The organism is Actinomadura kijaniata (assembly GCF_014138665.1).
GTDB classification, from domain to species: Bacteria; Actinomycetota; Actinomycetes; order Streptosporangiales; family Streptosporangiaceae; genus Spirillospora; species Spirillospora kijaniata.
Map to the genome: position 1 here is coordinate 942,084 of NZ_JACJIA010000001.1, position 26,225 is coordinate 968,308.

The following is a 26,225-nucleotide window of genomic DNA, read 5'->3' on the forward strand; positions in this document are numbered from 1 at the left end:
TGTTCCGGTGTAAGGCACCCCACACTGAGGAGTGGATGATGGGCAAGGTCTACACCGCGGCCACCGTCTCCCTGGACGGCTTCATCGCCGGGCCGGACGAGAGCGGCTTCGACCGCCTGTTCCGGTGGTACGGGAACGGCGACGTGGAGGTCCCCTCGGCCAACCCGGACGTGCAGTTCCGGCTGACCAAGGAGAACGCCGGGGTCTTCGTGCCGATGATCGAGAACACGGGGGCGCTGGTCGTGGGCCGCCGGCTGTTCGACCTCACCGGCGGCTGGGGCGGGCGGCACCCCATGGACCGGCACGTCGTCGTGCTCACCCACTCGGTGCCCGAGGGATGGCCCGAGAAGGGGGAGAACTTCACGTTCGTCGGCGACGGGATCGAGAGCGCCGTCGCCACGGCCCGGGAGATCGCGGGCGGCCGCGACGTCGGCGTCAACGGCGGCACCATCGCCAGCCAGTGCCTGGAGGCGCGGCTGCTGGACGAGATCTGGGTCGCCCTCGCCCCGGTGCTGCTCGGCGCGGGCCGTCCCTACTTCGACGAGCTGCGGAGCGCGCCGCTCGACCTGGAGGGGCCGCTGACGGTGCTGGACGCCAAGGACGTCACCCACCTGCGGTACCGCGTGCGCTACCCGTGACGGCGCCCGGCCGTTCGCGGTAGGGCGTCTCCTTCCGGCTCCCGCCGTCCGGGAAGGTCGGCGGCGGTGACGGGTTGTCCCGCGGGAGTCGCTGAACTAATGTCTGGACACGTGTCCGGAAATCAGCATCTGACGACCGAGTCCACCCGCCGCCGCCTCACCGAACGGCAGGCCGGCACCGTCCGGCGGCTCACCGACGCCGCCGTGGCGGAGCTGCGCGAGACCGGGTACGACGGGCTCACCGTGCGCAACGTCGCGCGCCGCGCGGGGGTCGCCCCGGCCACCGCCTACACCTACTTCGCCTCCAAGAACCACCTGATCACCGAGGTGTTCTGGCGGCGGCTCAGCGCCCTGCCCCCGGTCACCGAGCCCGGCGACGTCGGCGGCGTGCTGCGGGGGATCGCGCTGCTGGTGTCGGACGAGCCGGAGCTGGCCGCCGCCTGCACGGCCGCGATGCTCGGCGGCGACCCCGACGTGCGGGAGCTGCGGGTGCGGATCGGGCTGGAGATCCGGGCGCGCCTCCAGGCCGCGCTGGGGGAGGGCGCCGACCCGAGGGTGGTCGGCGCGCTGGAGATCGCCTATGCGGGCGCGCTGGTGCACGCCGGCATGGGCTACACGTCCTACGCCCGCATGGCCGACCGGCTGGGCGAGATGGCGGAGCTCATCCTGAACGACTCTTAGCGAGGTGACGGCTGTGCCCTCCCCTGACCGGGACCCCTCCTATAGCCCGTACGACTACGCCGTCCACGAGGACCCCTACCCGATCTACGCGCGGCTGCGCGAGGAGGCCCCGCTCTACCGCAACGACGACCTCGACTTCTGGGCGCTGTCGCGGCACGGGGACGTGGCGCGGGCGTTCCGCGACCACGCGACGTTCTCCAGCTCCAACGGCGTGTCCCTGGAGCCGAACGCGTGGGGCCCGCACGCCCACCGCACCATGTCGTTCCTGGCGCTGGACCCGCCGCGCCACACCCGGATGCGCGCCCTGGTGTCCAGGGGTTTCACCCCGCGCCGGGTGAAGGAGCTGGGCGACGGCATCCTCGACCTCACCCGCCGCTACCTGATCCCGCTGCTGGACAAGGGCGAGGGCGACTTCGTCGCCGAGTTCGCGGGCCTTCTGCCGATGGACGTGATCTCGCAGATGATGGGCGTCCCCGAGGGCGACCGCGCCGAGGTGCGGCGGCTCGCCGACACGGTCGTGCACCGCGAGGAGGGCGTGCACGACGTGCCGCTCACCGGGATGGCGGCCGCCCTGACCCTGGTCGGCTACTACCAGGACATGGTCGCCGAGCGGCGTCGCCGCCGCCGCGACGACCTGACCTCGGCGCTGCTGGACGCCGAGATCGACGGGGACCGCCTCACCGACGAGGAGGTCATCGCCTTCCTGTTCCTGATGGTCGTGGCCGGGAACGAGACCACCACCAAGCTCCTGGCCAACGCCCTGTACTGGGGCTGGCGCAACCCCGGCCAGGCCGCCAGGCCCTTCGCCGACCCGGCCCGCGTCGACGACTGGATCGAGGAGACCCTCCGCTACGACACCTCCAGCCAGATGCTCGCCCGCACCGTCACGCGGGACCTGACCCTGCACGGCCGGCGCGTCGCCGCGGGCGACCGGATGCTGCTGCTGGTCGGCTCCGCCAACCGCGACCCCCGCGCCTTCGACCGCCCCGACGACTACGACCTGGACCGCGACACCTCCCAGATCGTCAGCTTCGGCGGCGGCCGCCACTTCTGCCTGGGCGCGAACCTCGCCCGCCTGGAGGCCCGCGTCGCCCTCGGCGAACTCGTGGCGCGCGTCCGCGCCTACGAGGTAGACGGCGACCGGGCCGAACGCGTCCACTCGGCCAACGTCCGCGGCTTCGCGACCCTGCCCGTCCGCCTGGAGGTGCGGTAGATGCCCCGCTTCGACCCCCACCCCGACCGCCGTCCCGCCCTGGTCGCCGGCGCCTCCTCCGGGATCGGCGCCGCGACCGCCACCGCCCTGGCCGCCGCGGGCCATCCCGTCGCCCTCGGGGCCCGCCGCGCCGACCGGTGCGAGGAGCTCGCCGCCGCGATCCGCGCCGGGGGAGGGGAGGCGTTCGCGCACCCCCTGGACGTGGGCGACTCCGACTCGGTGAAGGCGTTCGCCGCCGCCGCCGAGGACGCCCTCGGCCCGGCCGAGGTCCTGGTGTCCGGCGCGGGCGACCTGTCGGCCGACCGCCTCCACGACCTCGACCCCGACGCCTTCCTCGCCCAGGTCCAGGTCCACCTGGTCGGCGCGCACCGCCTGGTCGCGCAGGTCTGCCCGGGCATGGTCCGCCGCCGCCGCGGCGACGTCGTCCTGGTCTCCTCCGACGTCGTCCGCGCGCCCCGCACCCGCATGGGCGCCTACGTCGCGGCCAAGAACGGCGTCGAGGGGATGGCCCGCGCCCTCCAGATGGAGCTGGAGGGAACGGGCGTGCGCGCCTCCATCGTCCGCCCCGGCCCGACCGCGACCGGCATGGGCATGGACTGGGACCCGCGGGTCACCGGCGAGGTCCTGGACGAGTGGGTCAGGTGGGGGCTGGCCCGCCACCCCTACTTCCTGCGCCCCTCCGACGTGGCGGCGGCCGTCGCCACCGTCGTGTCCGCCCCGCGCGGCGCCCACCTGACCCTGGTCGAGGTGCAGCCCGAGGCCCCGCTGGAGGAGGGATGAGCATCCCCGTGGTCTCCGGTGGCCCCGACCACCTGGAGGAGCTGCGCACCGACCCCGTCGCGCTGATGCGGCGCGTCCGCGCCGAGTGCGGCGACGTGGGGGCGTTCCGGCTCGCCGGCCGGACCGTGGTCCTGCTGTCGGGGGCCGAGGCCAACGAGTTCTTCTTCCGCGCCCCCGACGAGGACCTCGACCAGGCCGAGGCGTACCCGTTCATGACGCCGATCTTCGGTGAGGGCGTGGTGTTCGACGCCACCCCCGAGCAGCGCCGCGAGGCCCTGCACAACCAGGCGCTCAAGGGCTCGTTCCTCAAGGGCCACGCCGCCACGATCGCCGCCGAGGTGGAGCGCATGACGGCCGGCTGGGGCGAGGAGGGCGAGATCGACCTGCTGGACTGGTTCGCCGAACTGACGATCTACACCTCGTCGGCCTGCCTGATCGGCCGCAAGTTCCGGGACCAGCTCGACCGCCGGTTCGCCGAGCTGTACCACGACCTGGAGCGCGGCACCGACGCGCTCGCCTACGTCGACCCGTACGCGCCGATCGAGAGCTTCCGCAAGCGCGACGCGGCCCGCGCCGAGCTGGTCAGGCTGGTCCAGGGCATCATGGACGGCCGCGACCCCGACCCGCCCCGCGAGGAGCGCGACCTCCTCGACATCCTCATCTCGGTCCGCGAGCGGGACGGCGCCCCCCGCTTCAGCGCCGACCAGGTGACCGGCATGTTCATCTCGATGATGTTCGCCGGGCACCACACCTCCTCGGGCACGGCGGCCTGGACCCTGATCGAGCTGCTCCGCCACCCGGAGGTCATGTCCGGCGTCGCCCGGGAGCTCGACGGCCTGTACGCCGACGGCCGGGAGATCAGCTTCCAGGCCCTGCGCGCGATCCCGCGCCTGGAGGCGGCGATCAAGGAGACCCTGCGCCTCCACCCGCCCCTGATCCTGCTGCTGCGGGTGGCCAAGACCGAGCAGGAGGTCCTCGGCCACCGCGTCCCCGCCGGAACGCTGGTCGGGTGCAGCCTGGCCGTCTCCAACCGGATCCCCGGGGACTTCCCCGACCCCGACGCGTTCGACCCGTCCCGCTACGCCGCGCCCCGCGAGGAGGACCTGCTGAACCGCTGGACGTGGGTGCCGTTCGGCGCGGGCCGCCACCGCTGCGTCGGCGCGAACTTCGCGATGATCCAGCTCAAGGCGATCTTCTCGGTGCTGCTGCGCGACTGGGAGTTCGCGCCGGCCCAGCCGCCCGACACCTACCGCGACGACCACTCCAAGATGGTCGTGCAGCTCGCCCGCCCCTGCGCCGTCCGCTACCGGAGGCGGCGATGAGGGTCCATGTCGACCTCGACCTGTGCCAGGGCCACGCCATGTGCGAGCTGGAGTCCCCCGACGTCTTCGAGGTCCCGCCCAAGGGCAGGGTCCGCGTCCTGGCCGATCCCACCGAGGACCAGCGGGACGAGGTCCTCGCCGCCGTCCGTTCCTGCCCCACCCGGGCCCTTCGACTGGAGGCGTGATGCCCGCGTTCCCGCGCGAGGAGATGGAAGCCATGGTCGCCCGCTGGCTGGAGGCCAACCGCCGCTGCGAGGAGCGGGGCGACTGGCGTCCGCTGGCCGACCTGTACACCGAGGACGCGACCTACGGCTGGAACATCGGCCCCGACCAGGACTTCATGGCGGTGGGCCGCGCCGAGATCCGGGACCTGGCCCTGGGCGCGGAGATGGGCGGCCTGGACGGCTGGACCTACCCCTACCAGCGCATCCTGATCGACGAGGGCAACGGCGAGGTCGTCGGCTTCTGGAAGCAGGTCGCCGACGCCGTCCGCCCCGACGGGACCCCCTACGAGGTCCCCGGCATAGGCGGGAGCTGGTTCCGCTACGCCGGGGACGGCCGGTGGTCGTGGCAGCGCGACTGGTTCGACCTGGGCAACGTGACGGCGGTCTTCGTCGAGATGATGAAGGCGGGCGTGCTGTCGGACGGGATGAGGCGCCGCCTGGACCGGGCGGCCGCGGGCAGGCCGATCCCCGGCTACTACCGGCGGGGCGAATCCCCCGTCCCCCTCTGGTGACCGCCCCGCCCGCCCGGCGTCAGGAGGGCCGGACGACGTCGTAGGCCAGGTGGGTGACGCCGTCGCCCTCGATGACGACCGGGTCGCCCAGGCGGACGGGCGCCTTGGCGAGGTCGTCGAACCAGCGCACGCCCTCGCCGAGCAGGACCGGCACCAGGTCCACGTGGATGCCGTCGAGCAGCCCGGCGTCCAGGCACTGCCGGGCGATCTTCGCGCTGGCGATCACGACGTTCCGGTCGCCGGCCGCCGCGCGGGCCGTCCGCACCGCCTCCTCGACGTCGCCGACGAAGGTGAAGGTGTCGGTGTGCGGCCAGTCGGCGGGCGGCTCCCGGTGGGTCACCACGACGATCGGCACGCCCAGCGGGTGGGTGCCGCCCCAGCCCTGGGTGATGTCGAACAGGTGGCGGCCCGCGATCAGGGCGCCCACGCCGGCCATGGCGTCGCGCATGTAGCGGGCGCTGGCCGGCGACATGCGGAACGTCGCCCACTCCACGGCGGTGGGGACCTCGACGTCCCCGCTGCCCATCCAGCCGAACAGCTGGTCGATCCCGTCGGCGGGGTCGGCGATGAAACCGTCCAGCGACATCGACATGTTCGCGATGACCTTGCCCATGGCGTGCTCCTCGGTGTCGTCCCCGGTCTCCCCCGGGGGGCTGTTGCGGTGTTGCGGTGTGGCACTGACAACGATGCCGCCGCGCGCCGATCGGAACATCGGCCAGGTGGCCGATGCCGGGAGGGTGCCTGGACGAGACCGGAGGCTGGCACAATGACCGCGATGTCCGATGAGAGTGTTCCCCACCGGTTGCCACCGCGCCTGACCAGCTTCGTCGGCCGGCAGGCCGAGCTGGACGGGCTGGCCGAGGCGCTGCGCGGCGGCGGGCTGGTCACCGTCGTGGGCCCGGGCGGCTGCGGCAAGACCCGGCTGGCGGCCGAGACCGCCGCCCGGCAGGCCCGGACACGGCCGGACGGGGTCTGGTGGGTCGACCTGTCGGACGTCGCGGACCCGGCGGCCGTCCCCGGGGCGCTCGGCGCGGCGCTGGGCGTCCTGGTCGCCCCCGGCCGGGCCGCCGCCCCGGCCCTGGCCCGGCAGCTCGGCGACCGGCGCGCGCTGGTCTGCCTGGACAACTGCGAGCACGTGCTGGGCGCGGCCGCCGAGCTGGTGATGGAGCTGCTGCGCGGCTGCCCGGACGTGGTGGTGCTGGCCACCGGCCGCGAGCCGCTGGGCGTGCCGGGCGAGGTCGTGTGGCGGGTGCCGCCGCTCAGCGGGGGCGACGCGGTCGCGCTGTTCGAGGAGCGTGCGGGCGGAGCCCCGGCGTCGGCGCGGGCGCGGGCCGCCGTGCGCACGGCCTGCGCGCGGCTGGACGGCATCCCGCTGGCGATCGAGCTGGCCGCCGCCTGGTCGGGCACCCTGTCGGCGGAGGAGATCCTGCGCGGGCTCGACGACCGGTTCGCGCTGCTGGTGCGGGGCCCGCGCGGCGTGCCCGCCCGGCACCAGACCCTCGCCGCGTCGATGGCCTGGAGCCACGACCTGCTGGCGGAGGACGACCGGGTCCTGTTCCGGCGCCTCGGGGCGCTGTGCGGCGGGTTCACGCTGGCGACCGCGCGGGGCGCGTGCGCGTTCGAGCCCCTGGACGACACCGCGGTGCGCGACGGCCTGCGACGGCTGGTCGACAAGTCGCTGCTGGTCGCCGACACCCGCGGTGACCCGGCCCGGTTCCGGATGCTGGAGACGGTCCACCAGTACGCCGCCGCGCTGCTGGAGGCGTCCGGCGAGACCGCGCGCGTCCGGGACCGCCACCTGGACACCTACCTGGCCTTCGCCGAGGAGGCCGCGCCCCTGCTCGCCACCGACAAGGACGCCTGGCGCGCCGTGGTCGTCCCCGAACGGGACAACCTGCGCGCCGCCGTCGAGCACGGCCTGTCGCGGCCGGACGCCGGGCGCGGGCGGCGGCTGGCGGCGGAGCTGGCCTGGCTGTGGCACCTGGACGGGCACGGCCACGAGGGGATGGAGCTGCTCGGCCGCGCCGTCGAGCGCGGCGCGGGCGAGCGGACCGCGCTCCAGGCCCGGCTGCTGACGGGCCTGGCGCTGGTCGCCGACACCACCCGCCCCCTCGGCCTGGACCACGACGCGGCCGAGACCGCGCTGGAGATCTCCACCGGGCTCGGCGACGAGGCCGGCGCGTCCCTGGCCCGGCTGCTGCTCGCGGTCGGCCGGTTCGCGTTCGACCTGGACGCCGGCCAGGCCCTGGCGGAGGCCGCCCGCGACCAGGCGCGGCGGGCGGGCGAGGCGTTCGTGGCCGACGCGGCGACGGCCCTGACGGGGATCATCGCGCACCTGCGCGACGACCATGCGGCGGCGGTGCCGCTGCTGGAGGCGTCCGTCGCCGGGCTGGCCGCGCGCGGCGAACGCGGCATCGCCTCGACGGCGCTGGCGTTCCTGGCCGCCGGCGTCCTGTACGGCGGCGACCCGGCGCGGGCCCGCGGACTCGCCGCCGAGGCGCTGCGCATGGCCCGGCCCCTGGGCGGCCTGCACCGGGTGGGACTCGCGGGCGCCGTGCTGGCGACCGCGGAGGGCACGGCGGGACGCCTGGCGGAGGCCCACGCGGTCCTGGAGCCGATGGTCCGGCTGCTGGAGAGCTCCGACCCGCCGCCGTTCGTGCCCGGCCTGGCGCGCGCCATGGGACAGCTGCGGCTGTGGGCGGGACGGCCCGACGAGGCGGCCGGATGGTTCCGGAGCGAGGCGGACTGGCGGGACGGCGCGACCCTGGCCGACCTCACCCCGCAGGCCCTGACGGGGCTGGCGGAGGCGCTGCGCGCCACCGGCGACGCCGGCGCGGCCGCCGAGGCCTGCGAGCGCGCCCTCGCCGCCGCCCGGCACGCCGGGATGCCCCGGGTGCTCGCCGACGCGCTGGAGCAGTCCGCCCTGCTGGCCGACGACGCCGCGCGCGCCGAGGACCTGCACCACCAGGCCCTGGCCCTGCGCGCCGACCACGGGCTGTGGCTGTGCTGCGTGCCCGGCCTGGAGGCGCTGGCCGGGCTGGCCGCCCGCGCGGGGTCGTTCGTCGAGGCGGCCCGGCTGCTGGGCGCCTGCGACCGCGCCCGCGAGGAGATGGGGTACCCCCGGCCGCACCCCTGGCGCGGCCCCGCCGACGACCTGCCCGCGCTCCTGCGCGAGGCGCTGGGCGACGACGCCCACGACGCGGCGCGGGCCGAGGGCCGGGCGCTGGACCTGCGCGACGCGGTCGCCTACGCGCGCCGCGCCCGGGGCCGCCGCGGCCGCCCCTCCAGCGGCTGGGACAGCCTCACCCCGACCGAACGCGGCGTGGTGCGGCTGGCCGTCGAGGGCCTCAGCAACCCCGAGATCGGGGCCCGCCTGTTCATGAGCCGCAGCACCGTCAAGACCCACCTGTCGCACGTGTACGCCAAGCTGGGCGTGGCCAACCGGACCGAGCTGGCCGCCCTCGCCGGGCCGCTGCTCGCCGACGCCTGACGGCGGCGGGCCCGGCCCGCCGGGGCCGCCCCGCTAGATCTGCCCCTCGGGCTTGGCCGGGATGGTCTCCTTGACCACGTCTCCGAGCTCCACCAGCACGTCGCCCGGGGGCGCGTACTTCGCCGGGATCGTGACCTCCACGTACGCCTGCCGCGCCACCGCCGTCCAGGTGACCGGCCGGTCGGCGGGGTAGCCGAACCACTCCACCCCGTTCACCGTCTGGAGCTGCGAGTCGGCCCGCAGCGTCGCCGGGCGCTCCACGCCGCACCGCAACGCGATCGCGGGAGAGCCCCAGGCGGCCGTCAGCGGCGAGGAGGGCGCCGTGTCGCGGCGCGCCTCCCCGTGCACCTTCTCGGGCAGGCGCAGCCCCTCGCACAACCGCTTGGTCGCGGCGTCGGGCCTGGGCGCGTTCACCTGGACGGCGTCGCCCCCGCAGGCCGTGAGCAGCGACGCGGGCACCGCGCACGCCACCAGGACCGGCCGGGCGAACCGGGAGAAGCGGAACACGGAAGTCGCGAGCCCCTTTAGATGTGCACGATCGGGCAGGTGAGCGTCCGGGTGATCCCCTCGACGGCCTGGATCTGCGCGACCACCAGCTTGCCCAGCTCGTCGACGTTGCGGGCCTCGGCCCGCACGATGACGTCGTAGGGACCGGTCACGTCCTCGGCCAGGGTGACGCCGCTGATCCCGCTGATCTCACCGGCCACGTCGGCTGCCTTGCCGACTTCGGTCTGGATGAGGATGTAGGCCTGCACCATCACGTCCTCCCCGGGCGGAGAAAATGCCGTCGGACGGTCACCGTATCGTGTTACGCACCGGGACGGGGGACCGGGCCCGGACAAGACCATCGTGCCAGGCTCCGGGACCGGCCACCACGGCGGGGCCCCGGGGACGCCCGGGACGCCGCCGCGGGAGATCTCCGGGATCGGCACACGGGACGGGCGGAACAGGACGTATGGGAACGATCGGGGAACTCGGTGAGTTCGGTCTCATCGGGCGGCTGACGCGCGGGCTCCCGCGGGGGCCGCAGGTGGAACTGGGCCCCGGCGACGACGCCGCCGTGGTCGCCGCGCCGGACGGCCGGGTCGTCGCCACCGCCGACCTGCTGGCCGAGGGGCGGCACTTCCGCCGCGACTGGTCCGGCCCCTACGACATCGGCCGCAAGGCCGCCGCGCAGAACCTCGCCGACGTCGTGGCCATGGGCGCCCGCCCCACCGCGCTGCTGGTCGGGCTCGCCGTGCCCACCGGCCTGGAGACCGCCTGGGCGGAGGAGCTCTACCGGGGCCTGTCCGACGAGTGCGCGCTGACCGGCGCGTCCATCGTGGGCGGCGACGTCGTCGCGGCCGAGCGGATCACCATCGCCGTCACCGCGCTCGGCGACCTGGCCGGCCGTCCGCCGCTGCTGCGCTCGGGCGCCCGGCCCGGCGACCTGGTGGCCGTGCGGGGCGACCTCGGCCTGTCCTCGGCGGGCCTGGCCCTGCTGCTCGACGGCGCGAGCGCCCCCGCCGAGCTGATCGAGGCCCACCGCCGTCCCCGGCCCCCCTACGCGGCGGGGGAGGAGGCCCGCCGGGCGGGGGCCACGGCCCTGCTGGACGTCAGCGACGGCCTCCTCCAGGACCTGGGCCACATCGCGGCGGCCTCCGGCGTCCGCGTCGACGTCCGGTCCCGCCAGGTCCCCGTCCCGCGGATCCTGGGCTCCGCCCCCGACGCGCTCCGGCACGCCCTCACCGGCGGCGAGGACCACTCCTTCGCCGGGACCTTCCCCCGGGACGCCGACCTCCCCCCGTCCTGGACGGTCATCGGAACGGTGACGGAGGAGGCGCCGCGGGCCCCCGGGGTGACCGTGGACGGAAGGCCGCACGGCCCCGGCGGTTGGGATCATTTCCGCAGATGAGAACGGAAGCAGGGGGCCCGGTCCGCCCCTGCGCGTTTACTCGTCTGGTAGGCATGTTTGGTGTTGGTTTGGTATACATCCCTGTGATCGAAGAGGGATGGGATGGGACGACACAACAAGCGCGAGCCGGATGCTGACGGAGGCGCGGCGGACCACGCCGGGTACTTCGACGGCCCCTCCCCGGACGACCCCCGCGACCGGGACCAGGCCCCCGGGGGCGGGCCGGACCAGCCGAGGAGACGCGGGCTCAACCTGCCGATGCCGATGCTGCCGATCGTGGCGGCGGTCGCGGCGGCGGGCGTCGTCACCTACGCCTACAGCACCAAGCAGATCTCGCTGAACTTCGGCGGCGGAGGCGGCTCCCACGCCCCCCAGGCCGGCACCCCCCTCGACAGCCAGGTCTCCCAGCGCAACCCCGGGCGGCGCACCAGCCGCGGCGCCCCGCGCGCCGGCGCCGAACGGCTGACGGTCAGGTTCCAGCTCGTCTCCAAGACCACCCGCGGCTTCACCGGCACCGCCACCATCACCAACCGCGGCACCGCCCCCGTGGCGCGCTGGGCCCTGGCGTTCCAGATCCCGAAGGCCAAGGTCCGCTCCCTCTCCGGCGGCACCGTCGTCAGGACCGGCCGGACCGGCTGGGTGCGCAGCCCGGCCGGGGCCCCCGCGCTGGCCCCCGGCCAGTCCGTGAAGATCACTTTCACCGCGGGCGGCCGCGCCGGCGGCCCCTCCGACTGCCGGATCAACAAGAGGCCCTGCGCGCGCGGCTGACCGGCGGCCGCACCATCCCCCATCACCCCGAACGCCCCTAGAGTGGGCGTCATGACGCAGAACCCGCCCACCGGCCAGACCCCGCCCCTCGTGCTCACCGTCGCCGGATCCGACTCCGGCGGGGGCGCCGGCATCCAGGCCGACCTGAAGACGATGCTGGCCTGCGGCGTCCACGGCATGAGCGTCATCGCCGCCGTCACCGCCCAGAACTCCCTCGGCGTCCAGGGCTACTGGGAGCTGTCCCCCGAGGCCGTCCGCGCCCAGCTCGACTCGGTCCTGTCCGACATCGGCGTCCACGCCGTCAAGACCGGCATGCTGGCCTCCACGGCCCTGGTCGAGACCGTCGCCGAGGCCCTGTCGGCCGTGGACGCGCCCGTCATCGTCGACCCGGTGGGCGTCTCCAAGCACGGCGACCCGTTGCTCGCCGAGGAGGCCGTGGGCGCCGTCCGCACCGCCCTGCTGCCCGTCGCGACCGTCGCGACCCCCAACCTGTGGGAGGTCGAGCAGCTCACCGGCGTCAAGGTCGTGGACGAGTCGGGCATGCGCGAGGCCGCCGAGGCGGTCAAGGCGCTCGGCCCCCGGTGGGTGCTGATCAAGGGCGGGCACCTCCCCGGCGAGCCCGCCGACCTGCTGTTCGACGGCGAGACCGAACGCCGCTACACCGCGCCCCGGCACGACAACCGGCACACCCACGGCACCGGCTGCACCCTCGCCTCGGCGATCGCCTCCCACCTCGCCCTCGGCGCGGACGTGCCCACCGCCGTGGAGCGGGCCAAGGAGTACGTCACCGGCGCCATCGCCGCGGGCTTCCCGCTCGGCGCGGGCATCGGCCCGGTCGACCACGGCTGGCGCACGCGCTGAGCCGGCGCGCCGCCGGCCGGCGGGCCGCGGGGCGGTCGCCGCGACCGCCCCGCGAGGTCACGCGGGCGGCCGGGGGCGACACGAAAAGCCGGCCCATCGGATCACTCCGATGAACCGGCCAGAAGTGCGCGGAGCCTTCCCCGCGGCCGAGCGTCAGACGGTCGGCTTGGCGACCTTGCCGGCCTTGATGCAGGACGTGCAGGCGTTGATCCGCTTGGTGCCGCCGTTGATCACGGCGCGCACCCGCTGGATGTTGGGGTTCCAGCGGCGCGGGGTGCGGCGGTGCGAGTGGGAGACGCGCATGCCGAAACCGGGTCCCTTGCCGCAGACGTCGCAAACGGAAGCCACGGGAAACTCCAAGTGGGTGTCGGTGCTCTGAATCTGGAGCGCCCGGTCCGGCGGCCGTGCATGACGCTGGGCCCTGGTGAGGCGCTCACTGATAGGCGCCCCGGACGAGGCGCATGGATCAGACTAGCCGACCCCGCGCCCGGTATGCGAATCGGCCTGCGGATTCACCCTTGATCGGTTTCCAACGACACCGCGGGCGCGATACAGAGGTAACCCGGAACCTACGGAGGGGAGCCAGGGTGGGCGAGGTCCTCGACGGCGCGGCGGCACGACGGTGGGCGCGGCTGGCGGCCGAGGCGCTGGGCCGCACCCGGGGCGAGATCGACGCCCTGAACGTCTTCCCCGTCCCCGACGGCGACACCGGCACCAACCTGCACCTCACCGTGCTCGCCGCCGCCGACGCCGTGGACGAGCTGCCCTCCGGCGCCGGGACGGCCACCGTCTGGCGCACCCTCGCCCAGGGCTCGCTGCTGGGGGCCCGCGGCAACTCCGGGGTCATCCTCAGCCAGATGTTCCGCGGCCTGGCCGACATCCTCGGCCACCAGGGCGCGCCCCCGGACGGCGAGGTGTTCGGGGACGCCCTCGAGTACGCCGCCGTGCTGGCCCGCAACGCCGTCGAGCACCCCGTCGAGGGCACGATCCTCACCGTCCTGGAGGCCGCCTCCGCCGCGACCGGACCGGCCGGTCCCGGCCTGGCCGCCGCCGCCCGCGCCGCCGCCGCCGGGGCCCGCCGCGCGCTGCGGGCCACTACCGGCCAGCTGGAGGTGCTGGCCCGCAACGGCGTCGTCGACGCGGGCGCGGCGGGCCTGTGCGTGGTCCTCGACGCCCTCGCCGCGGTGATCACCGAGGAGTACCCCGAGCGCTACGAGGTCCCCGCCCGCACCGCCGGGCCCACCCCCGTCCGCGAGGAGCGCGGCCCCGCGCCCGGCCCCGGCTACGAGGTGATGTACCTGCTGGACGCGCCCGACGAGACCGTCCCGGACCTGCGCGCGCGCCTGGACGGCCTCGGCGACTCGCTGGTGGTGGTCGGCGGCGGCGGGCTGTGGAACGTCCACGTCCACGTCGACGACGCCGGGGCCGCGATCGAGGAGGGGCTGGCCGCCGGGCGCGTCCACCGCATCCGCGTCACCTACCTGCACGCCCCCGCCGCCGAGCAGGAGCAGCCGCACGCCCCCTGCCGGGGCCGCGCCGTGGTCGCCGTCACCGCCGCCGACGGGCTGGCCGAGCTGTTCGAGGCGGGCGGGGCGACGGTGGTGCGGCGCGCGCCCGGCGCCGTCCCGCCGCTGGCGGTGCTGGCCGAGGCGATCCTGGCGGCGGGCGACGAGGTGGCGGTGCTGCCCAACGAGCCGGAGGTCCTGGCCCTGGCCGAGGCCGCCGCCGAACGCGCCCGCGACAGCGGCGCCCGCATCGCCGTCGTCCCCACCAAGGCCTCGGTGCAGGGGCTGGCGGCGCTGGCGGTGCACGATCCGCTGCGCCGCTTCGGCGAGGACGTGATCGCCATGACCCGCGCGGCCGGGGCCACCCGCTTCGGCCATCTGGAGATCGCCGCCGAGGAGGCCGTCACCAGCGTCGGCCTGTGCCAGCCCGGCGACGTGCTCGGCATGATCGACGGCGATGTCGCCATGATCGGCGCGGGCCTGCCCGCCGTCGCCCGCGGCGTCCTGGACCGGATGCTGTCGGCCGGCGGCGAGCTGGTCACCCTCGTGGTCGGCGCCCACGCCCCCGCCGGGCTGGCCGGACGGCTGGAGGAGCACCTGCGCATCGCCCACCCCGACGTGGAGGTCGGCGTCTACGAGGGCCGCCAGGAGCGCTACCCGCTGCTCGTCGGCGTCGAGTGACATCCCGCCCGCCCGGCCGCACCGGGCCCTTCCTGTCACCCCCATGGGCTTGAATGGGACGCGTGGCGAATCTCGACGAGCCGTTGCACAAGGTCCTCGGCGACAAGACCGCGAAGGTGCTGGCCAAGGGGCTCGACCTGCACACGGTCGGGGACCTGCTGCACCACTACCCGCGCCGGTACGCGCACCGCGGCGAGCTGACCCCGCTGAACGAGCTGGAGGACGGCGAGCACGTCACCGTGATGGCCGAGGTCGTCAAGGTGCAGGGCCGCAGCCTCACCCGCAGCCCCGGCTACGTGCTGGAGATCACGGTCACCGACGGCACCGGCGAGCTGAAGCTCAGCTTCTTCGGCCGCAAGGGCTCCTACGTGCCCGAACGCGACCTGTCGCCGGGCACCCGCGCCCTGTTCGCCGGGAAGATCAGCAGCTACGCCATGCGGAACGGCCGGGTGCAGCGCCAGCTCGCCCACCCCCAGTACAAGGTGGTCGCCGCCCGCGACGCGGCCGCCGCCGCCCAGGAGTGGGCCGACGAGATCATCCCGATCTACCCGACCACCAAGGGCCTGGACATCGACGCGATCGGCAAGTCGGTCGGCCTGCTGCTGGACCAGCTCGACCTGGGCCCCGACCCGGTGCCCGGGGAGCTGCTGCGCCGCCGCGGCATGATCGGCCTGACGGAGGCCTACGAGGGCATCCACCGGCCGGCGGACTGGGAGGAGCTGGGCCGCGCCCGCCGCCGCCTGAAGTGGGACGAGGCGTTCGTCCTCCAGATCGCCCTGGCGCAGCGCCGCCTGGCCGCCGCCGCCCTGCCCGCCAAGCCCCGGCCGAGGGTCCCGGGCGGCATCCTGGACGCCTTCGACGAGCGCCTGCCGTTCGACCTGACCGACGGCCAGCGCCAGGTCGGCGAGGAGGTCGCCGCCGACCTGTCCCACGAGCACCCCATGCACCGCCTCCTCCAGGGCGACGTCGGCGCGGGCAAGACGGTGGTCGCGTTGCGGGCGATGTTGCAGGTGGTGGACGGTGGCGGGCAGGCCGCGCTGCTCGCGCCGACCGAGGTGCTCGCCCAGCAGCACCACCGGTCGATCACCGGGATGCTCGGGGAGCTGGCGCAGGCCGGGCAGATCGGCGGGGCCGAGCAGGCGACGCGGGTGGCGCTGCTGACCGGGTCGCAGGGGGCGAAGGCGCGCAAGGCCGCGTTGCTGGACGTGGCGTCGGGGTCGGCGGGGATCGTCGTGGGCACCCACGCGCTGCTCCAGGACCACGTGCAGTTCGCCGACCTGGGGCTCGTGGTGGTGGACGAGCAGCACCGGTTCGGGGTGGAGCAGCGGGACGCGCTGCGGGAGAAGGTCGCCGGCGGGCGGCCGCACGTGCTCGTCATGACCGCGACGCCGATCCCCCGGACGGTCGCGATGACCGTGTTCGGTGACCTGGAGACCTCCGTGCTCGGGCAGCTCCCGGCCGGGCGGTCGGCGATCCAGACCCATGTCGTGCCGCCGGAGCGGCCCGCGTTCCTGGCCCGGACCTGGGAGCGGATCAAGGAGGAGGCCGCGCAGGGCCGGCAGATCTACATCGTCTGCCCGCGCATCGGGGAGCGGGAGGGCGACGAGGGCGACGTCCCGGCCGCCGCCGACGGCGAGGACGGGCCGCGCCGGTCCCCGCTGGGGATCATGGAGCTGCTGCCCCGGCTGGAGGAGGAGCTGCTGGCCGGCCTGCGGATCGGGGTGCTGCACGGCAAGCTGCACCCCGACGAGAAGGACGCGGTGATGCGGCGGTTCGGCGACGGCGAGCTGGACGTGCTGCTGGCGACCACCGTGATCGAGGTCGGGGTCGACGTGCCCAACGCCACCGTCATGGTGATCATGGACGCGGACCGGTTCGGCGTGTCCCAGCTGCACCAGCTGCGCGGCCGGGTCGGGCGGGGCAGCCTGCACGGCCTGTGCCTGCTGGTCACCGACGCCGAGCCCGGCAGCAAGGCGCGCGAGCGCCTGGACGCCGTCGCCTCGACCACCGACGGGTTCCGGCTGTCGCGGCTGGACCTGGAGCAGCGCCGGGAGGGCGACGTGCTGGGGGCGGCGCAGGCGGGGCGGTCGTCGAGCCTGCGCCTGCTGACGTTGCAGCGCGACGAGGACGTGATCCACGACGCGCGCGCGGAGGCGACCGCGCTGGTGGAGGCCGACCCCGAGCTGAGAGGACATCCGGCCCTGGCGGCGGAGCTGGCCGTCCTGCTGGACGAGGAACGCGCGGAGTACCTCGAGAAGGCCTGACCGGCACGGTTCCCGAACGGCCCCCGGCGCGAGCGCGCCGGGGGCCGTTCGCTGTGACGACCGTCACCTATTGAACCCCCCGGGGGTATGTTAGCTTCACCTCTCGAATGGATACCCCCTAGAGGTATATGGAGGCGGCGATGTCCGCGAACGTGCAACGGCGCCGGTGGTGGGCGCTCCTGGTGCTGGCCATGGCCCAGTTCATGGTGATCATGGACACCTCGATCATCGGGGTCGCGCTCCCCGACATGCAGCGCGACCTCGGCTTCTCGTCCGGCGGCCTGCAGTGGGTGTTCAACGCCTACGTGGTCGTCTTCGGCGGCCTGCTCCTCCTCGGCGGCCGCCTGTCGGACCTGCTCGGCGCCCGGCGGGTGTTCGCCGCCGGCTGGGCGGTGCTCATCGCCGGATCGGTCGTCGCGGCCGCCGCGCAGGACGCCTGGGTGGAGATCCTGGGACGCGGCGTGCAGGGCGTCGGCGGCGCGCTGATCACCCCGGCGGCCATGACCCTGCTCATGGCGATCTTCGGCGGCAACCCCCGCGAGCTGGGACGGGCCATGGCCCTGTACGGCGCGGCGGCCCCGGCGGGCGGCACGGCCGGGGTGTTCCTCGGCGGCGTGCTCACCGAGTGGCTGAGCTGGCCGTGGGTCTTCGTCATCTACGTCCCGATCGGCCTGGCCACCCTGGCGGCCGTCCCGGCGGTGCTGCCGGCCGTCGGGGCCCGGCGCGGCTCGGTGGACCTGCTCGGCGCGGTCGCGGTGACCGCGGGCCTGGCCCTGGCGGTGTTCGCGGTGGTCCGCGCCCCCGAGCAGGGCTGGGGCTCGGCGGCGACGCTGCTGCAACTGGGCGGCGCGGCGGTGCTGCTGGCGGCGTTCGTCGGGATCCAGCGGGCGCTGCGGCAGCCGCTGATGCCGCTGCGGATCTGGCGCACGCCCGACCTGGCCGCCGCCAACGTGGTGTTCGCCCTGCTGGGCGCCGCGTGGATCCCGGCCTGGTACTTCCTCAACCTCTACCTGCAGCAGGTCCTCGGCTTCGGGGCGTTCGCCAGCGGCGCGGCGCTGCTGCCGATGACCGTCACGATCATGGTGCTGATGGTCGGGGTCACCGGGCGGCTGATGGGCCGGTTCGGGACCAAGTCGCTGACGGTGACCGGCCTGGCCGTGCTGGCGCTCGGCCTCGGCGGACTGTCGCTGGCCCGGCCCGGCGGCAGCTTCGCGGTGGACGTGCTGGCCGCCTCCCTGGTCGCGGCCCTCGGCATGTCGCTGGCCTACATCCCCACGATGATGGCGGCGATCTCGCGGGTCGCGCCGCAGGAGAGCGGGCTGGCCTCCGGCATCGTCAACACCACCTACCAGGTCGGCTCGGCGCTGGGCCTGGCCGTCGCCACCGCGCTGGCCACCGCGCGGGGCGCGGACGCCCTCGGGAACGCCGCCCGGCTGACCGACGGCTTCCAGGCGGCGTTCCTGGTCGCGGCGGGCGTCGCCGGGCTCGGGGCGGTGCTGGCGCTGGTGCTGCTGCGCGGGCGCCGCGCCGACGCCGCCGAACGGAGGGAGCCGGTCGCGGAGCCGGTCGCATGACCGGGTGCTGTAGCGGGACGAGGGGGCGCACCGGTGGCGCCCTCTCGCTCTCGCCCCCATTCCCTACTTAATTAGTTGATTTAATCGAGACCTTGGGTGACCATGGAGGCGTGAACGTCACCGCGTCCCTCACCGCGCGCCTGCACGTCGACCTCCGGCGGCAGGCCAGTGCGCTGTGTCGCCGTCCCTGATCCCGCCGACCCCGACCGGATCCGACGGCCTCCCGGAGGACAGCACCATGACGATCATCGACCACCGCTCCCGCCCCGACACCCTCGACCCCGACCCGCCCGTGCCCGCCGACCTGGAAGGACACCTGCGCGCCCCCGAGCCCGAGGCGCGCGTCGCCGCCCTGCGGGCGCTCGTCCGCACCGCCCGCGACGGCCACGTCCCCGGTGGCACCGGCGACGCCCTCGCCTGGGCGCTGGCCGACCAGGACGCCGCGGTGCGCCGGATCGCCGCCGCCGCGCTGCGCGAGCTGCCCGAGCTGTACCTCGGCGACGACGGCGTGCGCGCCCTGCGCCTGGCCGCCGCGCACGGACGCGATCCCGACGTCCGCTCCACCGCCGCCGACCTGCTGGACACCCTGGTCCGCGGCGCGTCCGAGCTGTACGCCCAGGGCCTCCAGGACGACGAGACCCACGTGCGGGTCCAGGCCGTGCTCGGCCTGGTCGCGCTGGGCGCCGCGGGCGGGGTCGCCGAGGCCGCCGACGACCCCGCCCGCGAGGTGCGGGCCGCCGTCGCCGAGGGCCTGGCCCGGCTGGCGACGCCCGCCGGGACGGCCGTCCTGGACCACCTGCTGGCCGACCACGACCCGGTCGTGCGGATGGCCGCCCTGGACGCCGCCGCCGAGCTGGGCGTCCCCGAACGCCTGGCCGCCCGCGTCGCCGCCGCCGTCACGCACCCCGGCTGGCAGGTCCGCCGCCGCGCCGCGCTCGCCCTCGGCGCGGCCGCCCCCGAGACCGCGATCCCGCCGCTGGTCCACGCGCTGCGCGACCGCATCGTCGACGTCCGCCGCGCCGCCGTCCAGTCCCTGGAGCAGTGGGCCGCCGACCACCCGCGGGCCCTGACCGCGCTGACCGAGGCGCTGGCCGACCCCGACCCCGGCGTCCGCACCCAGGCGCGCTGGTCACTGGCCTGACCCGGCCCGGAGGCGCGGACCGAACGCCTCCGGCGCCGCCCCCGATGCGGGCGGGGCGTCTCGGGGTGGGGACGCCCCGCCCGTTTCCGGGGCGGCGCCGGAGCGTTTTCCGTAATCGACTCGTCACCGAACGCGATGGACCGTGAGGGCGTCGAACCAGTAGGGAGGAAGGAAACAGCGCCCGACTCAAGGAGCACCGATGACGGCCGTACGTCCCCTGCTGCCGCACGACCCGGCCCGGCTGGGGGGTTACGAGCTGGTCGGCCGTCTCGGCGAGGGCGGGCAGAGCATCGTCTACCTGGGGCGGGGCGAGGACGGCCGGACCGCGGCGGTGAAGCTGCTGCGCGTCCAGCTCAGCCAGGACCCGCAGTGGCGCGCCCGGTTCGAACGCGAGCTGGACGTCCTCGGCCGCGTCGCCGGGTTCTGCACCGCGCAGGTCCTGGCGGCCGACGTCGCGGGCGACCTGCCGTACGTGGTCAGCGAGTACGTGCCCGGCCCCTCGCTCACCGGGCTGGTCACCGAGCGCGGCCCGCGCGTCGGCACCGACCTGGACCGCCTCGCCATCGGCACGGTCACCGCGCTGGCCGCCATCCACCGCGCCGGGATCCTGCACCGCGACTTCAAGCCCTCCAACGTGCTGATGGGCCCCGACGGCCCGCGCGTGATCGACTTCGGGATCGCGCGGGTGATGGGCGCGGCGCGCTCCACCACCAGCGGCATCGTCGGCACCCCCTCCTACATGGCCCCCGAGCAGATCAGCGGCGAGGACCTGGGCACGGCGGTGGACCTGTTCGCCTGGGGCGCGACGATGCTGTTCGCGGCGACCGGGCGGCACCCGTTCGGCAACGACACCATCTCGGCGGTCTTCCACCGCATCCTGCACCACGAGCCCGACCTGTCCCCGCTGCCCGAAGCGCTGCGCGAGGTCGTGGCCGCCAGCCTGGACAAGGACCCCGCGGGCCGCCCCGAGGCCCAGCAGGCGCTGCTGGACCTGCTGGGACGCCGCGCCCCCGCCCCGGCGGTGCCGCCCGAACGCGCCCTGGACACCGGCGCCTTCCTGGCCGAGCCCCCGACCGACGAGACGCCCACCGAGCGGATCGCGGCCCGCGCCGACGAGGAGCGCACCCCCCGCCTCGAACCGCCCGTCCCCCCGGCGGCCCGGCCGCGCCCCGGCCGCCGCAGGGTGATCGCGGCGGGGATCCCGGTGATGCTGCTGGCCGCCGGGGGGACGGTGTGGGCGCTGGCCGACGACCGGTCCTCGCCCGTCCGGCGGGGAACGCCGTCCGCCGCCGTCGCCGACACCCCGGCCCCGCCCGGGCACGCCGTCACCGCCGCGGCCACCGCGGCCGGGACGATCGAGGCGGTGCTGACGTTCGAGCACGACCGGTTCGACCGGAACGTCGCCGCCGCGCACGCCCGCGTCACCCCCCGGTACCGCGCCGACTACGACGCCCGCCTGACCGCCGAGAACTTCCGCGAGAACCTGCGCGCGACCCGCAGCGCCGTCGCCGTCGACGTCACCGACACCGCCGTCACGGCCGCCGGGCCCGGCGGCGTCACCGTGCTGGCCCATCTGCGCCGGACCGTCCGGTCGGCGGGGCGCGCGCCCGAGACCCGGCGGTACACGATGCAGGCGACCCTGGTCGCGCGGGGCGCCGCCTGGCTGCTGGACGGCCTCTACGAGGTGCGGGCCGACGCCGTTCCCGCGTCCGCCGGGACCGGGGCCTGGCCCGGCGCGGCCGCCCGCGCCGCGCTCGCCGCCGCCGCGCGGGACGGGGCCGCCGCGTCCGGCGCGGTCGTGGCGCGGGGCCTGCGCCCCGGCGACGCCCCCGGCGAGCTGACGGCCCTGCTGGCCGTGGGCGACTGCCGTCCCGGCGCCTGCCGCGCCACCGCGCGGGTGACCGTCCGCAGGATCGCGCTGAGACGGGACGGCACCGGCTGGCGGGTGGCCGGCTCGCGCCGTCCGTGATCCGCCGGGCCGGTGCCGTTCCCTCGGCTCGGGCCCCTCAGGTCGGGACCGGCCGGGTCAGGAGCGGTGCGAACGCCGCCGCGCCCCCGCCACGGCCACGCCGCCCACCAGGGTGAGCGTCACCCCCAGCGCCGCCAGCGGCAGCACGTCGAGGCCGGTGAACGGCAGGCCCCCCGAGGGTGAGACCCGCGTCCCCGACTCCGCCGGGGGCGTGCCCGCCACCGCCCTGTCGGGCAGCTTCGGCAGCGACGGGACCGGCCGCGGAAGCTGCGGCAGGGGAGGAACCGGGCCCGGCTGGGGCGGCTGGGCGGGCGGCTGGGCAGGGGGTTGCGCGGGAGGTTGCGCGGGCGCCTGGGCCGGGGGGACGGCGACCGGGGCGATCTCGACCGGCGGCACCGTGAGCGGGGGCAGCTTGACCGGCGGCACCGCGATCGGGGGGATCGTGACCGGGGGCACCTTGACGGGCGGCACCTTGATCGGCGGGATCGCGATCGGGAGGCAGTCGTCGTCTCCCGCGGGCGGCCGGGGCGGCACCGGGTCCCGGTCCCGGCGCGCGGGCCCGACGCGTTCGGGGAGCGCGCGCCGGGAACGGACGCGCTCGGAGCGGACAGGGCCGGAACGGACACGGTCGGAAGGGGCGGGGACGGAGAGGAGGCGGTCGAGGCCGACGCGGACGATCGGTTCGGCGCGTTCCCGGCCGGAGGGCCCGGGCGGCCGGTGGTCGGCCCGCGCCGTCCCGCCCAGGACGGCCAGCCCCAGGAACGTCGCCCCGGCCGCCACCGCCAGTCGTTTTCCGTGATGCACAGGAGTCTCCTGATATCGACGGCAGACACGAACAGCGTTCATCCATACACGTCGGGTAGCGGACCTGGACGGCGATAGGCGGTTTTGGATATGGCCCCGCGGCGCGGCGCGAGCGCTGCCGGGACGCCGCGATACTGGGGGGATGAGCAGGGTCATCGCGGGAAGCGCCAAGGGGCGGCGGCTGGCCGTCCCGCCGGGCCGGGACACCCGGCCCACCAGCGATCGCGCCCGGGAGGGCCTGTTCTCCACCGTCCAGGCCCTGCTGGGCCCGCTGGACGGGCTGCGGGTGGCCGACCTGTTCGCCGGGTCCGGCGCGGTCGGCCTGGAGGCGCTGTCGCGCGGGGCGGCGCACGCGCTGCTGGTGGAGTCCCACCCCCGCGCGGCCAGGGTCGTCCGGCAGAACGCCGACGCGCTGGGCCTGCCCGGCGCGGTCCCGGTCGCCGACCGGGTGGAACGCGTCGTCCGCCGCGCCCCCGCCGAACCCTACGACCTGGTCTTCCTCGACCCGCCCTACGCGCTGGCCGACACGGCGGTCACCCAGATCCTGGAGGCGCTGCGCGACCACGGCTGGCTCGCGCCCGACGCCCTGGTCGCGGTGGAACGTTCGGTGCGGGGTCCCGCGTTGGAGTGGCCGGGGGGCTACGAGGCCGAGCGCGACCGCCGCTACGGCGAGGCCGTCTTCTGGTACGGGCGCGCCCCCGCCTGAGCCCTCGTCCCTCCCCCCGCCGGGACGAGACGAGGAGTGGACACGCGACTTCGGGGGATGGGGTCTGGGATGGACAAGGCGTTGCGGCGCACCTGGGTGATCGCGCTGGTGGGAGCGTTGGCCCTGCTGGCGAACATCACCTACGTCCAGGGGTTCGAGGCCCAGGCGCTGCGTGACGATCGCCACAACGCCCGCCAGTTCCAGAACCGCGACAAGATCAACCGCGGGCCGATCGTGGCGGGCGGGGAGCGCCTGGCCTGGTCGGTCCCGGTCTCCGGCGGCCGCTACCAGCGCCGCTACCTGGACAGCGAGATCTTCGCCCCGGTCACCGGGTACTTCTCCCAGTACTCCCAGTCCGGCCTGGAGAACGCCGAGAACCGCCTGCTGGACGGCACCGATCCCCGGCTGGCCACCACCAACCTGATCGACAAGGTCATCGGCAAGAAGGTGGCGGGCGGCGCCGTCGAGTCCACCGTCGACCCCGGCGCCCAGCGCGCCGCCTACCGGGCGCTGAAGGCCACCGGGGCCCGCCGCGCCGCCGCCGTCGCGCTGGACACCCGGACCGGCGCGATCAGGGTGATGGCGTCCACGCCGTCCTACGACGCCAACACGGTCTCCACGCTCGACACCAGGCGGGCCGACGCGGCGTTCAAGCGGCTCAACGCCGACCGGCTCAAGCCGATGCTGAACAAGGCGATCGGGGAGACCTTCCCGCCCGGCTCGACGTTCAAGACCGTGACGGCCGCCGCCGCGCTGGCCGCCGGGACCACCGCCCAGACCCCCGTCCCGGCCAGGCGCAGCTACACCCCGCCGGGCGCGGCCCGCCCCATCAACAACGACGAGAGCGACATCGGCGGCGAGTGCGACCTGCCCGCCATCCCGCTGATCAACTCCTACGCCCAGTCCTGCAACACCACCTTCGCCCGCATGGGCGCCGAGCGGCCCGGCGGCGACGCCATCGCGGCGCAGGCGCGCAAGTACGGGTTCGGGCAGCGCATCGAGATCGCCAGGGGGATGAGCAGCGCCCCCAGCGCCTACCCGGTCAGCGACCCCGCCCTCGACGCCCTGGGCGCGATGGGCCAGGGCAGCACGGTCGCCACCCCGCTCCAGATGGCCATGGTCGCCGCCGCCTCCGTCAACGGCGGCCAGGTCATGCGGCCCTACCTGGTCGAACGGGTGCGCGGCGCCGACGGCTCGGTCGTCGAGCAGACCAGGCCCGCCCGCCTGTCGCAGGCGCTCACCGCCGACCAGGCCGCCCAGCTGAAGCGGATGATGCGGGCCGTCGTGGAGCGCGGCACCGCCGACGATCTGCGCGGCACCGCCGTGGAGGGCGGCAAGACCGGCACCGCCGACGTCGACGACGCCTCCTACAACGACCGCTGGTTCATCGGGTTCGGCTCCCGCTACGCCGTCGCGGTCATGACCGAGGCCCCCGGTTACGGCATCGAGTCCGGCCCGGCCGCCGCGGCCATCCTGAAGGCGCTCGGCCGCTGACCACCGGACCAAGGAACGGCAAACCCCGGGTGCCGGTCGCCAACCGGTGGTTTGGTACGGTCGCGCCGCAGGTCAGATAAGCGGACCGAAGGGGTTCACCTCGTGCGACGTGTCGTCTGTCCGGGATCGTTCGACCCCGTCACCAACGGACATCTCGACATCATCAGCCGGGCGTCCCGCCTCTACGACGAGGTGGTCGTCGCCGTGCTGATCAACAAGAGCAAGAAGAGCCTGTTCACGGTGGACGAGCGCGTCGACATGATCGCCGAGGTCACCCGGGAGTACGGCAACGTCAAGGTCGACAAGTTCTACGGCCTGACCGTCGACTACTGCAAGCAGCAGGACATCCCGGTGATCGTCCGTGGGCTGCGCGCGGTCAGCGACTACGAGTACGAGCTGCAGATGGCCCAGATGAACCACCGGATCGCCGGGGTCGAGACGCTCTTCATGGCGACGAACCCGCTGTACGCGTTCCTGTCCTCCAGCCTGATGAAGGAGGTCGTCAAGTTCGGCGGCGACATCTCCGGGCTGGTCCCCGACAGCGTCCACCAGCGGCTCATCGAACGCCTCCAGCGCGAGGACTGACCGCGCCGGGTCCCGTCGGCCCGTGCTGTCGGCCCGTGCTGTCGGCCCGTGCTGTCGGCCCCGCAGGTCGGGGCGCGAGTTGGGTCCGCGCGCCATGGTCGGTTACCCTGGGGAATCGGCCAGGACCGACGGCCGTCGTTCACCATGCCTCACGAAAGCAGGATCACTCTGTCTCGCCTCGACCCCACCGCTCCGCTCGTGCTCGACACGCGAGTCCTGAGCCGGCAACCCGGGTCGTCGAAGGAGATGATCCGCAGCGTGCCGGCCCCGGAGGACTTCGGCGTCGAGATGATGGGCGTGCCCGAGGGCGCCACGATCGAGCTGGACATCCGGCTCGAGGCGGTGCTGGAGGGCGTGCTGATCACCGGCACCGCGCGCGTCCCCCTGGAGGGGGAGTGCGGGCGCTGCCTGGACCCGATCGCCTCGACCTTCGAGGCGGACTTCCAGGAGCTCTTCGTTTATCCTGACACCCGCTCCGGCGGGCACGCGGACGACGACGAGCTCCGCCTCGAGGACGATCTGATCGACCTCGAGCCGGTGCTCCGCGACGCGGTGCTGCTCGCACTGCCGCTGTCGCCGCTGTGCCGGGACGACTGTCCCGGTCTGTGCCCGGAGTGCGGTGTACGGCTGGCGGACGCCGAGCCCGACCACCACCACGACGCCGCCGACCCCCGGTGGGCGGCGTTGCGGAACCTGACCACCGAGGGCCCGGACAACGGGTCGGCGGCGGACTCCTCCGGTGGGGGGAGCGGGAGGAACGTCTCCCACGGACCATTCGACCAACGAGAAGGAAAGCAGGAGGGCTGACGTGGCCGTCCCCAAGCGTAAGAAGTCGCGCAGCAACACGCGGCACCGGCGGTCGCAGTGGAAGGCCGTGGCCCCGACCCTGGTCGAGTGCCCGACCTGCCGCGACAAGAAGCTCCCGCACGTCGCCTGCGCGACCTGCGGCACCTACGACCGTCGGCAGGTCATCGCGCCGTCGGCCTGATCTTCTGCACTCTGGGGGGCGGATCCGCGTACCGGTTACCGGTGGACGCGGCCGCCCCTCACGGTGTTCTCACCCACGGCCGGGGGCACGTTCCCCGGTGAGAGCAGTGTCACCACCCATCACGGCGCGTG

General features: G+C 75.2%; 27 protein-coding genes. 22 read left to right on the forward strand and 5 right to left on the reverse strand.

Annotation, left to right across the window (positions count from 1 at the left end):
• Positions 1-38: 38 nt before the first annotated feature.
• From HNR61_RS04525 to HNR61_RS04555, 7 genes are all read left to right on the forward strand, one after another.
• Positions 39-638, forward strand: a complete 600-nt coding sequence (locus HNR61_RS04525; RefSeq protein ID WP_182841767.1) for a dihydrofolate reductase family protein — start codon at positions 39-41, stop codon at positions 636-638.
• 111 nt (positions 639-749) lie between these two features.
• Positions 750-1,319: a TetR/AcrR family transcriptional regulator gene (locus HNR61_RS04530; RefSeq protein ID WP_312897767.1), complete on the forward strand. Its 570-nt coding sequence runs from the start codon at positions 750-752 to the stop codon at positions 1,317-1,319.
• A 13-nt stretch (positions 1,320-1,332) separates the two neighbouring features.
• Positions 1,333-2,532 carry a cytochrome P450 gene (locus tag HNR61_RS04535; RefSeq protein WP_182841768.1) on the forward strand — a complete coding sequence of 400 codons (1,200 nt, stop codon included), beginning with the start codon at positions 1,333-1,335 and terminating at the stop codon, positions 2,530-2,532.
• Complete coding sequence (locus HNR61_RS04540) at positions 2,533-3,312, forward strand: SDR family oxidoreductase (RefSeq protein ID WP_182841769.1); 780 nt, start codon at positions 2,533-2,535, stop codon at positions 3,310-3,312.
• The gene (gene cyp51 / locus HNR61_RS04545; RefSeq protein WP_182841770.1) at positions 3,309-4,634 is read left to right on the forward strand and encodes a lanosterol 14-alpha demethylase; all 1,326 of its coding nucleotides are present in this window, start codon (positions 3,309-3,311) and stop codon (positions 4,632-4,634) included. The genes HNR61_RS04540 and cyp51 overlap by 4 nt, the downstream gene beginning before the upstream one ends.
• Positions 4,631-4,819 carry a ferredoxin gene (locus HNR61_RS04550; protein ID WP_182841771.1) on the forward strand — a complete coding sequence of 63 codons (189 nt, stop codon included), beginning with the start codon at positions 4,631-4,633 and terminating at the stop codon, positions 4,817-4,819. Before cyp51 ends, HNR61_RS04550 begins: the two co-directional genes overlap by 4 nt.
• Positions 4,819-5,370: a YybH family protein gene (locus HNR61_RS04555; protein WP_182841772.1), complete on the forward strand. Its 552-nt coding sequence runs from the start codon at positions 4,819-4,821 to the stop codon at positions 5,368-5,370. Before HNR61_RS04550 ends, HNR61_RS04555 begins: the two co-directional genes overlap by 1 nt.
• Before the next feature lie 19 nt (positions 5,371-5,389).
• Here the strand turns inward: HNR61_RS04555 and HNR61_RS04560 are convergent, their stop codons facing one another.
• On the reverse strand, positions 5,390-5,983 hold the full coding sequence (locus HNR61_RS04560; protein ID WP_182841773.1) for a dihydrofolate reductase family protein: 594 nt from the start codon (positions 5,981-5,983) through the stop codon (positions 5,390-5,392).
• A 162-nt stretch (positions 5,984-6,145) separates the two neighbouring features.
• On the opposite strand from HNR61_RS04560, the gene HNR61_RS49035 reads away from it, so the two are divergent.
• Positions 6,146-8,860, forward strand: a complete 2,715-nt coding sequence (locus tag HNR61_RS49035; RefSeq protein ID WP_281400300.1) for a helix-turn-helix transcriptional regulator — start codon at positions 6,146-6,148, stop codon at positions 8,858-8,860.
• Positions 8,861-8,893: 33 nt separating this feature from the next.
• Here HNR61_RS49035 and HNR61_RS04570 read toward each other — a convergent pair whose 3' ends face one another.
• A complete protein-coding gene (locus tag HNR61_RS04570; RefSeq protein WP_312897768.1) occupies positions 8,894-9,367 on the reverse strand; it encodes a DUF3515 domain-containing protein in 474 nt (157 codons plus the stop codon).
• Positions 9,368-9,384: 17 nt separating this feature from the next.
• Positions 9,385-9,618 (reverse strand): Lrp/AsnC family transcriptional regulator, encoded by a 234-nt coding sequence (locus HNR61_RS04575; RefSeq protein ID WP_067819556.1) that lies wholly within the window; start codon positions 9,616-9,618, stop codon positions 9,385-9,387.
• A 197-nt stretch (positions 9,619-9,815) separates the two neighbouring features.
• Here HNR61_RS04575 and HNR61_RS04580 point away from each other — a divergent pair, with 197 nt between their 5' ends.
• The 3 genes from HNR61_RS04580 to thiD all read left to right on the forward strand — a co-directional run bounded on the left by HNR61_RS04580 (position 9,816) and on the right by thiD (position 12,383).
• The gene (locus HNR61_RS04580; protein ID WP_182841774.1) at positions 9,816-10,754 is read left to right on the forward strand and encodes a thiamine-phosphate kinase; all 939 of its coding nucleotides are present in this window, start codon (positions 9,816-9,818) and stop codon (positions 10,752-10,754) included.
• A 102-nt stretch (positions 10,755-10,856) separates the two neighbouring features.
• Positions 10,857-11,522: a cellulose binding domain-containing protein gene (locus tag HNR61_RS04585; RefSeq protein ID WP_182841775.1), complete on the forward strand. Its 666-nt coding sequence runs from the start codon at positions 10,857-10,859 to the stop codon at positions 11,520-11,522.
• A gap of 51 nt (positions 11,523-11,573) precedes the next feature.
• On the forward strand, positions 11,574-12,383 hold the full coding sequence (thiD, locus tag HNR61_RS04590) for a bifunctional hydroxymethylpyrimidine kinase/phosphomethylpyrimidine kinase (protein WP_182841776.1): 810 nt from the start codon (positions 11,574-11,576) through the stop codon (positions 12,381-12,383).
• Positions 12,384-12,536: 153 nt separating this feature from the next.
• Here the strand turns inward: thiD and rpmB are convergent, their stop codons facing one another.
• Positions 12,537-12,731 (reverse strand): 50S ribosomal protein L28, encoded by a 195-nt coding sequence (gene rpmB, locus HNR61_RS04595; protein ID WP_067819545.1) that lies wholly within the window; start codon positions 12,729-12,731, stop codon positions 12,537-12,539.
• A gap of 239 nt (positions 12,732-12,970) precedes the next feature.
• On the opposite strand from rpmB, the gene HNR61_RS04600 reads away from it, so the two are divergent.
• From HNR61_RS04600 to HNR61_RS46660, 6 genes are all read left to right on the forward strand, one after another.
• The gene (locus HNR61_RS04600; RefSeq protein ID WP_312897769.1) at positions 12,971-14,569 is read left to right on the forward strand and encodes a fatty acid kinase ATP-binding subunit FakA; all 1,599 of its coding nucleotides are present in this window, start codon (positions 12,971-12,973) and stop codon (positions 14,567-14,569) included.
• A gap of 53 nt (positions 14,570-14,622) precedes the next feature.
• Positions 14,623-16,833, forward strand: a complete 2,211-nt coding sequence (recG, locus tag HNR61_RS04605; RefSeq protein WP_182841778.1) for an ATP-dependent DNA helicase RecG — start codon at positions 14,623-14,625, stop codon at positions 16,831-16,833.
• A gap of 140 nt (positions 16,834-16,973) precedes the next feature.
• The gene (locus HNR61_RS04610) at positions 16,974-18,407 is read left to right on the forward strand and encodes an MFS transporter (protein WP_182841779.1); all 1,434 of its coding nucleotides are present in this window, start codon (positions 16,974-16,976) and stop codon (positions 18,405-18,407) included.
• Between the two features lie 110 nt (positions 18,408-18,517).
• Positions 18,518-18,598, forward strand: coding sequence for a putative leader peptide (locus tag HNR61_RS50400; protein ID WP_369688730.1), 81 nt, complete (start codon positions 18,518-18,520; stop codon positions 18,596-18,598).
• Positions 18,599-18,645: 47 nt separating this feature from the next.
• On the forward strand, positions 18,646-19,548 hold the full coding sequence (locus HNR61_RS04615; RefSeq protein ID WP_182841780.1) for a HEAT repeat domain-containing protein: 903 nt from the start codon (positions 18,646-18,648) through the stop codon (positions 19,546-19,548).
• 199 nt (positions 19,549-19,747) lie between these two features.
• The gene (locus HNR61_RS46660) at positions 19,748-21,517 is read left to right on the forward strand and encodes a serine/threonine-protein kinase (protein WP_220508894.1); all 1,770 of its coding nucleotides are present in this window, start codon (positions 19,748-19,750) and stop codon (positions 21,515-21,517) included.
• Positions 21,518-21,574: 57 nt separating this feature from the next.
• Here the strand turns inward: HNR61_RS46660 and HNR61_RS04625 are convergent, their stop codons facing one another.
• Entirely contained in the window at positions 21,575-22,321 is a 747-nt protein-coding gene (locus tag HNR61_RS04625; protein WP_182841781.1) for a hypothetical protein, read from the reverse strand.
• Between the two features lie 142 nt (positions 22,322-22,463).
• Here HNR61_RS04625 and rsmD point away from each other — a divergent pair, with 142 nt between their 5' ends.
• The 5 genes from rsmD (at position 22,464) to rpmF (ending at position 26,094) form a co-directional block, all read left to right on the forward strand.
• Positions 22,464-23,027 carry a 16S rRNA (guanine(966)-N(2))-methyltransferase RsmD gene (gene rsmD / locus HNR61_RS04630; protein WP_182841782.1) on the forward strand — a complete coding sequence of 188 codons (564 nt, stop codon included), beginning with the start codon at positions 22,464-22,466 and terminating at the stop codon, positions 23,025-23,027.
• Positions 23,028-23,096: 69 nt separating this feature from the next.
• Positions 23,097-24,521, forward strand: a complete 1,425-nt coding sequence (locus tag HNR61_RS04635; protein ID WP_246441943.1) for a penicillin-binding transpeptidase domain-containing protein — start codon at positions 23,097-23,099, stop codon at positions 24,519-24,521.
• Between the two features lie 102 nt (positions 24,522-24,623).
• Entirely contained in the window at positions 24,624-25,106 is a 483-nt protein-coding gene (gene coaD, locus HNR61_RS04640; protein ID WP_067830122.1) for a pantetheine-phosphate adenylyltransferase, read from the forward strand.
• A 246-nt stretch (positions 25,107-25,352) separates the two neighbouring features.
• A complete protein-coding gene (locus HNR61_RS04645; protein WP_246441945.1) occupies positions 25,353-25,913 on the forward strand; it encodes a YceD family protein in 561 nt (186 codons plus the stop codon).
• Between the two features lies 1 nt (position 25,914).
• Positions 25,915-26,094, forward strand: coding sequence for a 50S ribosomal protein L32 (rpmF, locus tag HNR61_RS04650; RefSeq protein WP_067830128.1), 180 nt, complete (start codon positions 25,915-25,917; stop codon positions 26,092-26,094).
• The last annotated feature ends 131 nt before the right edge of the window (positions 26,095-26,225 follow it).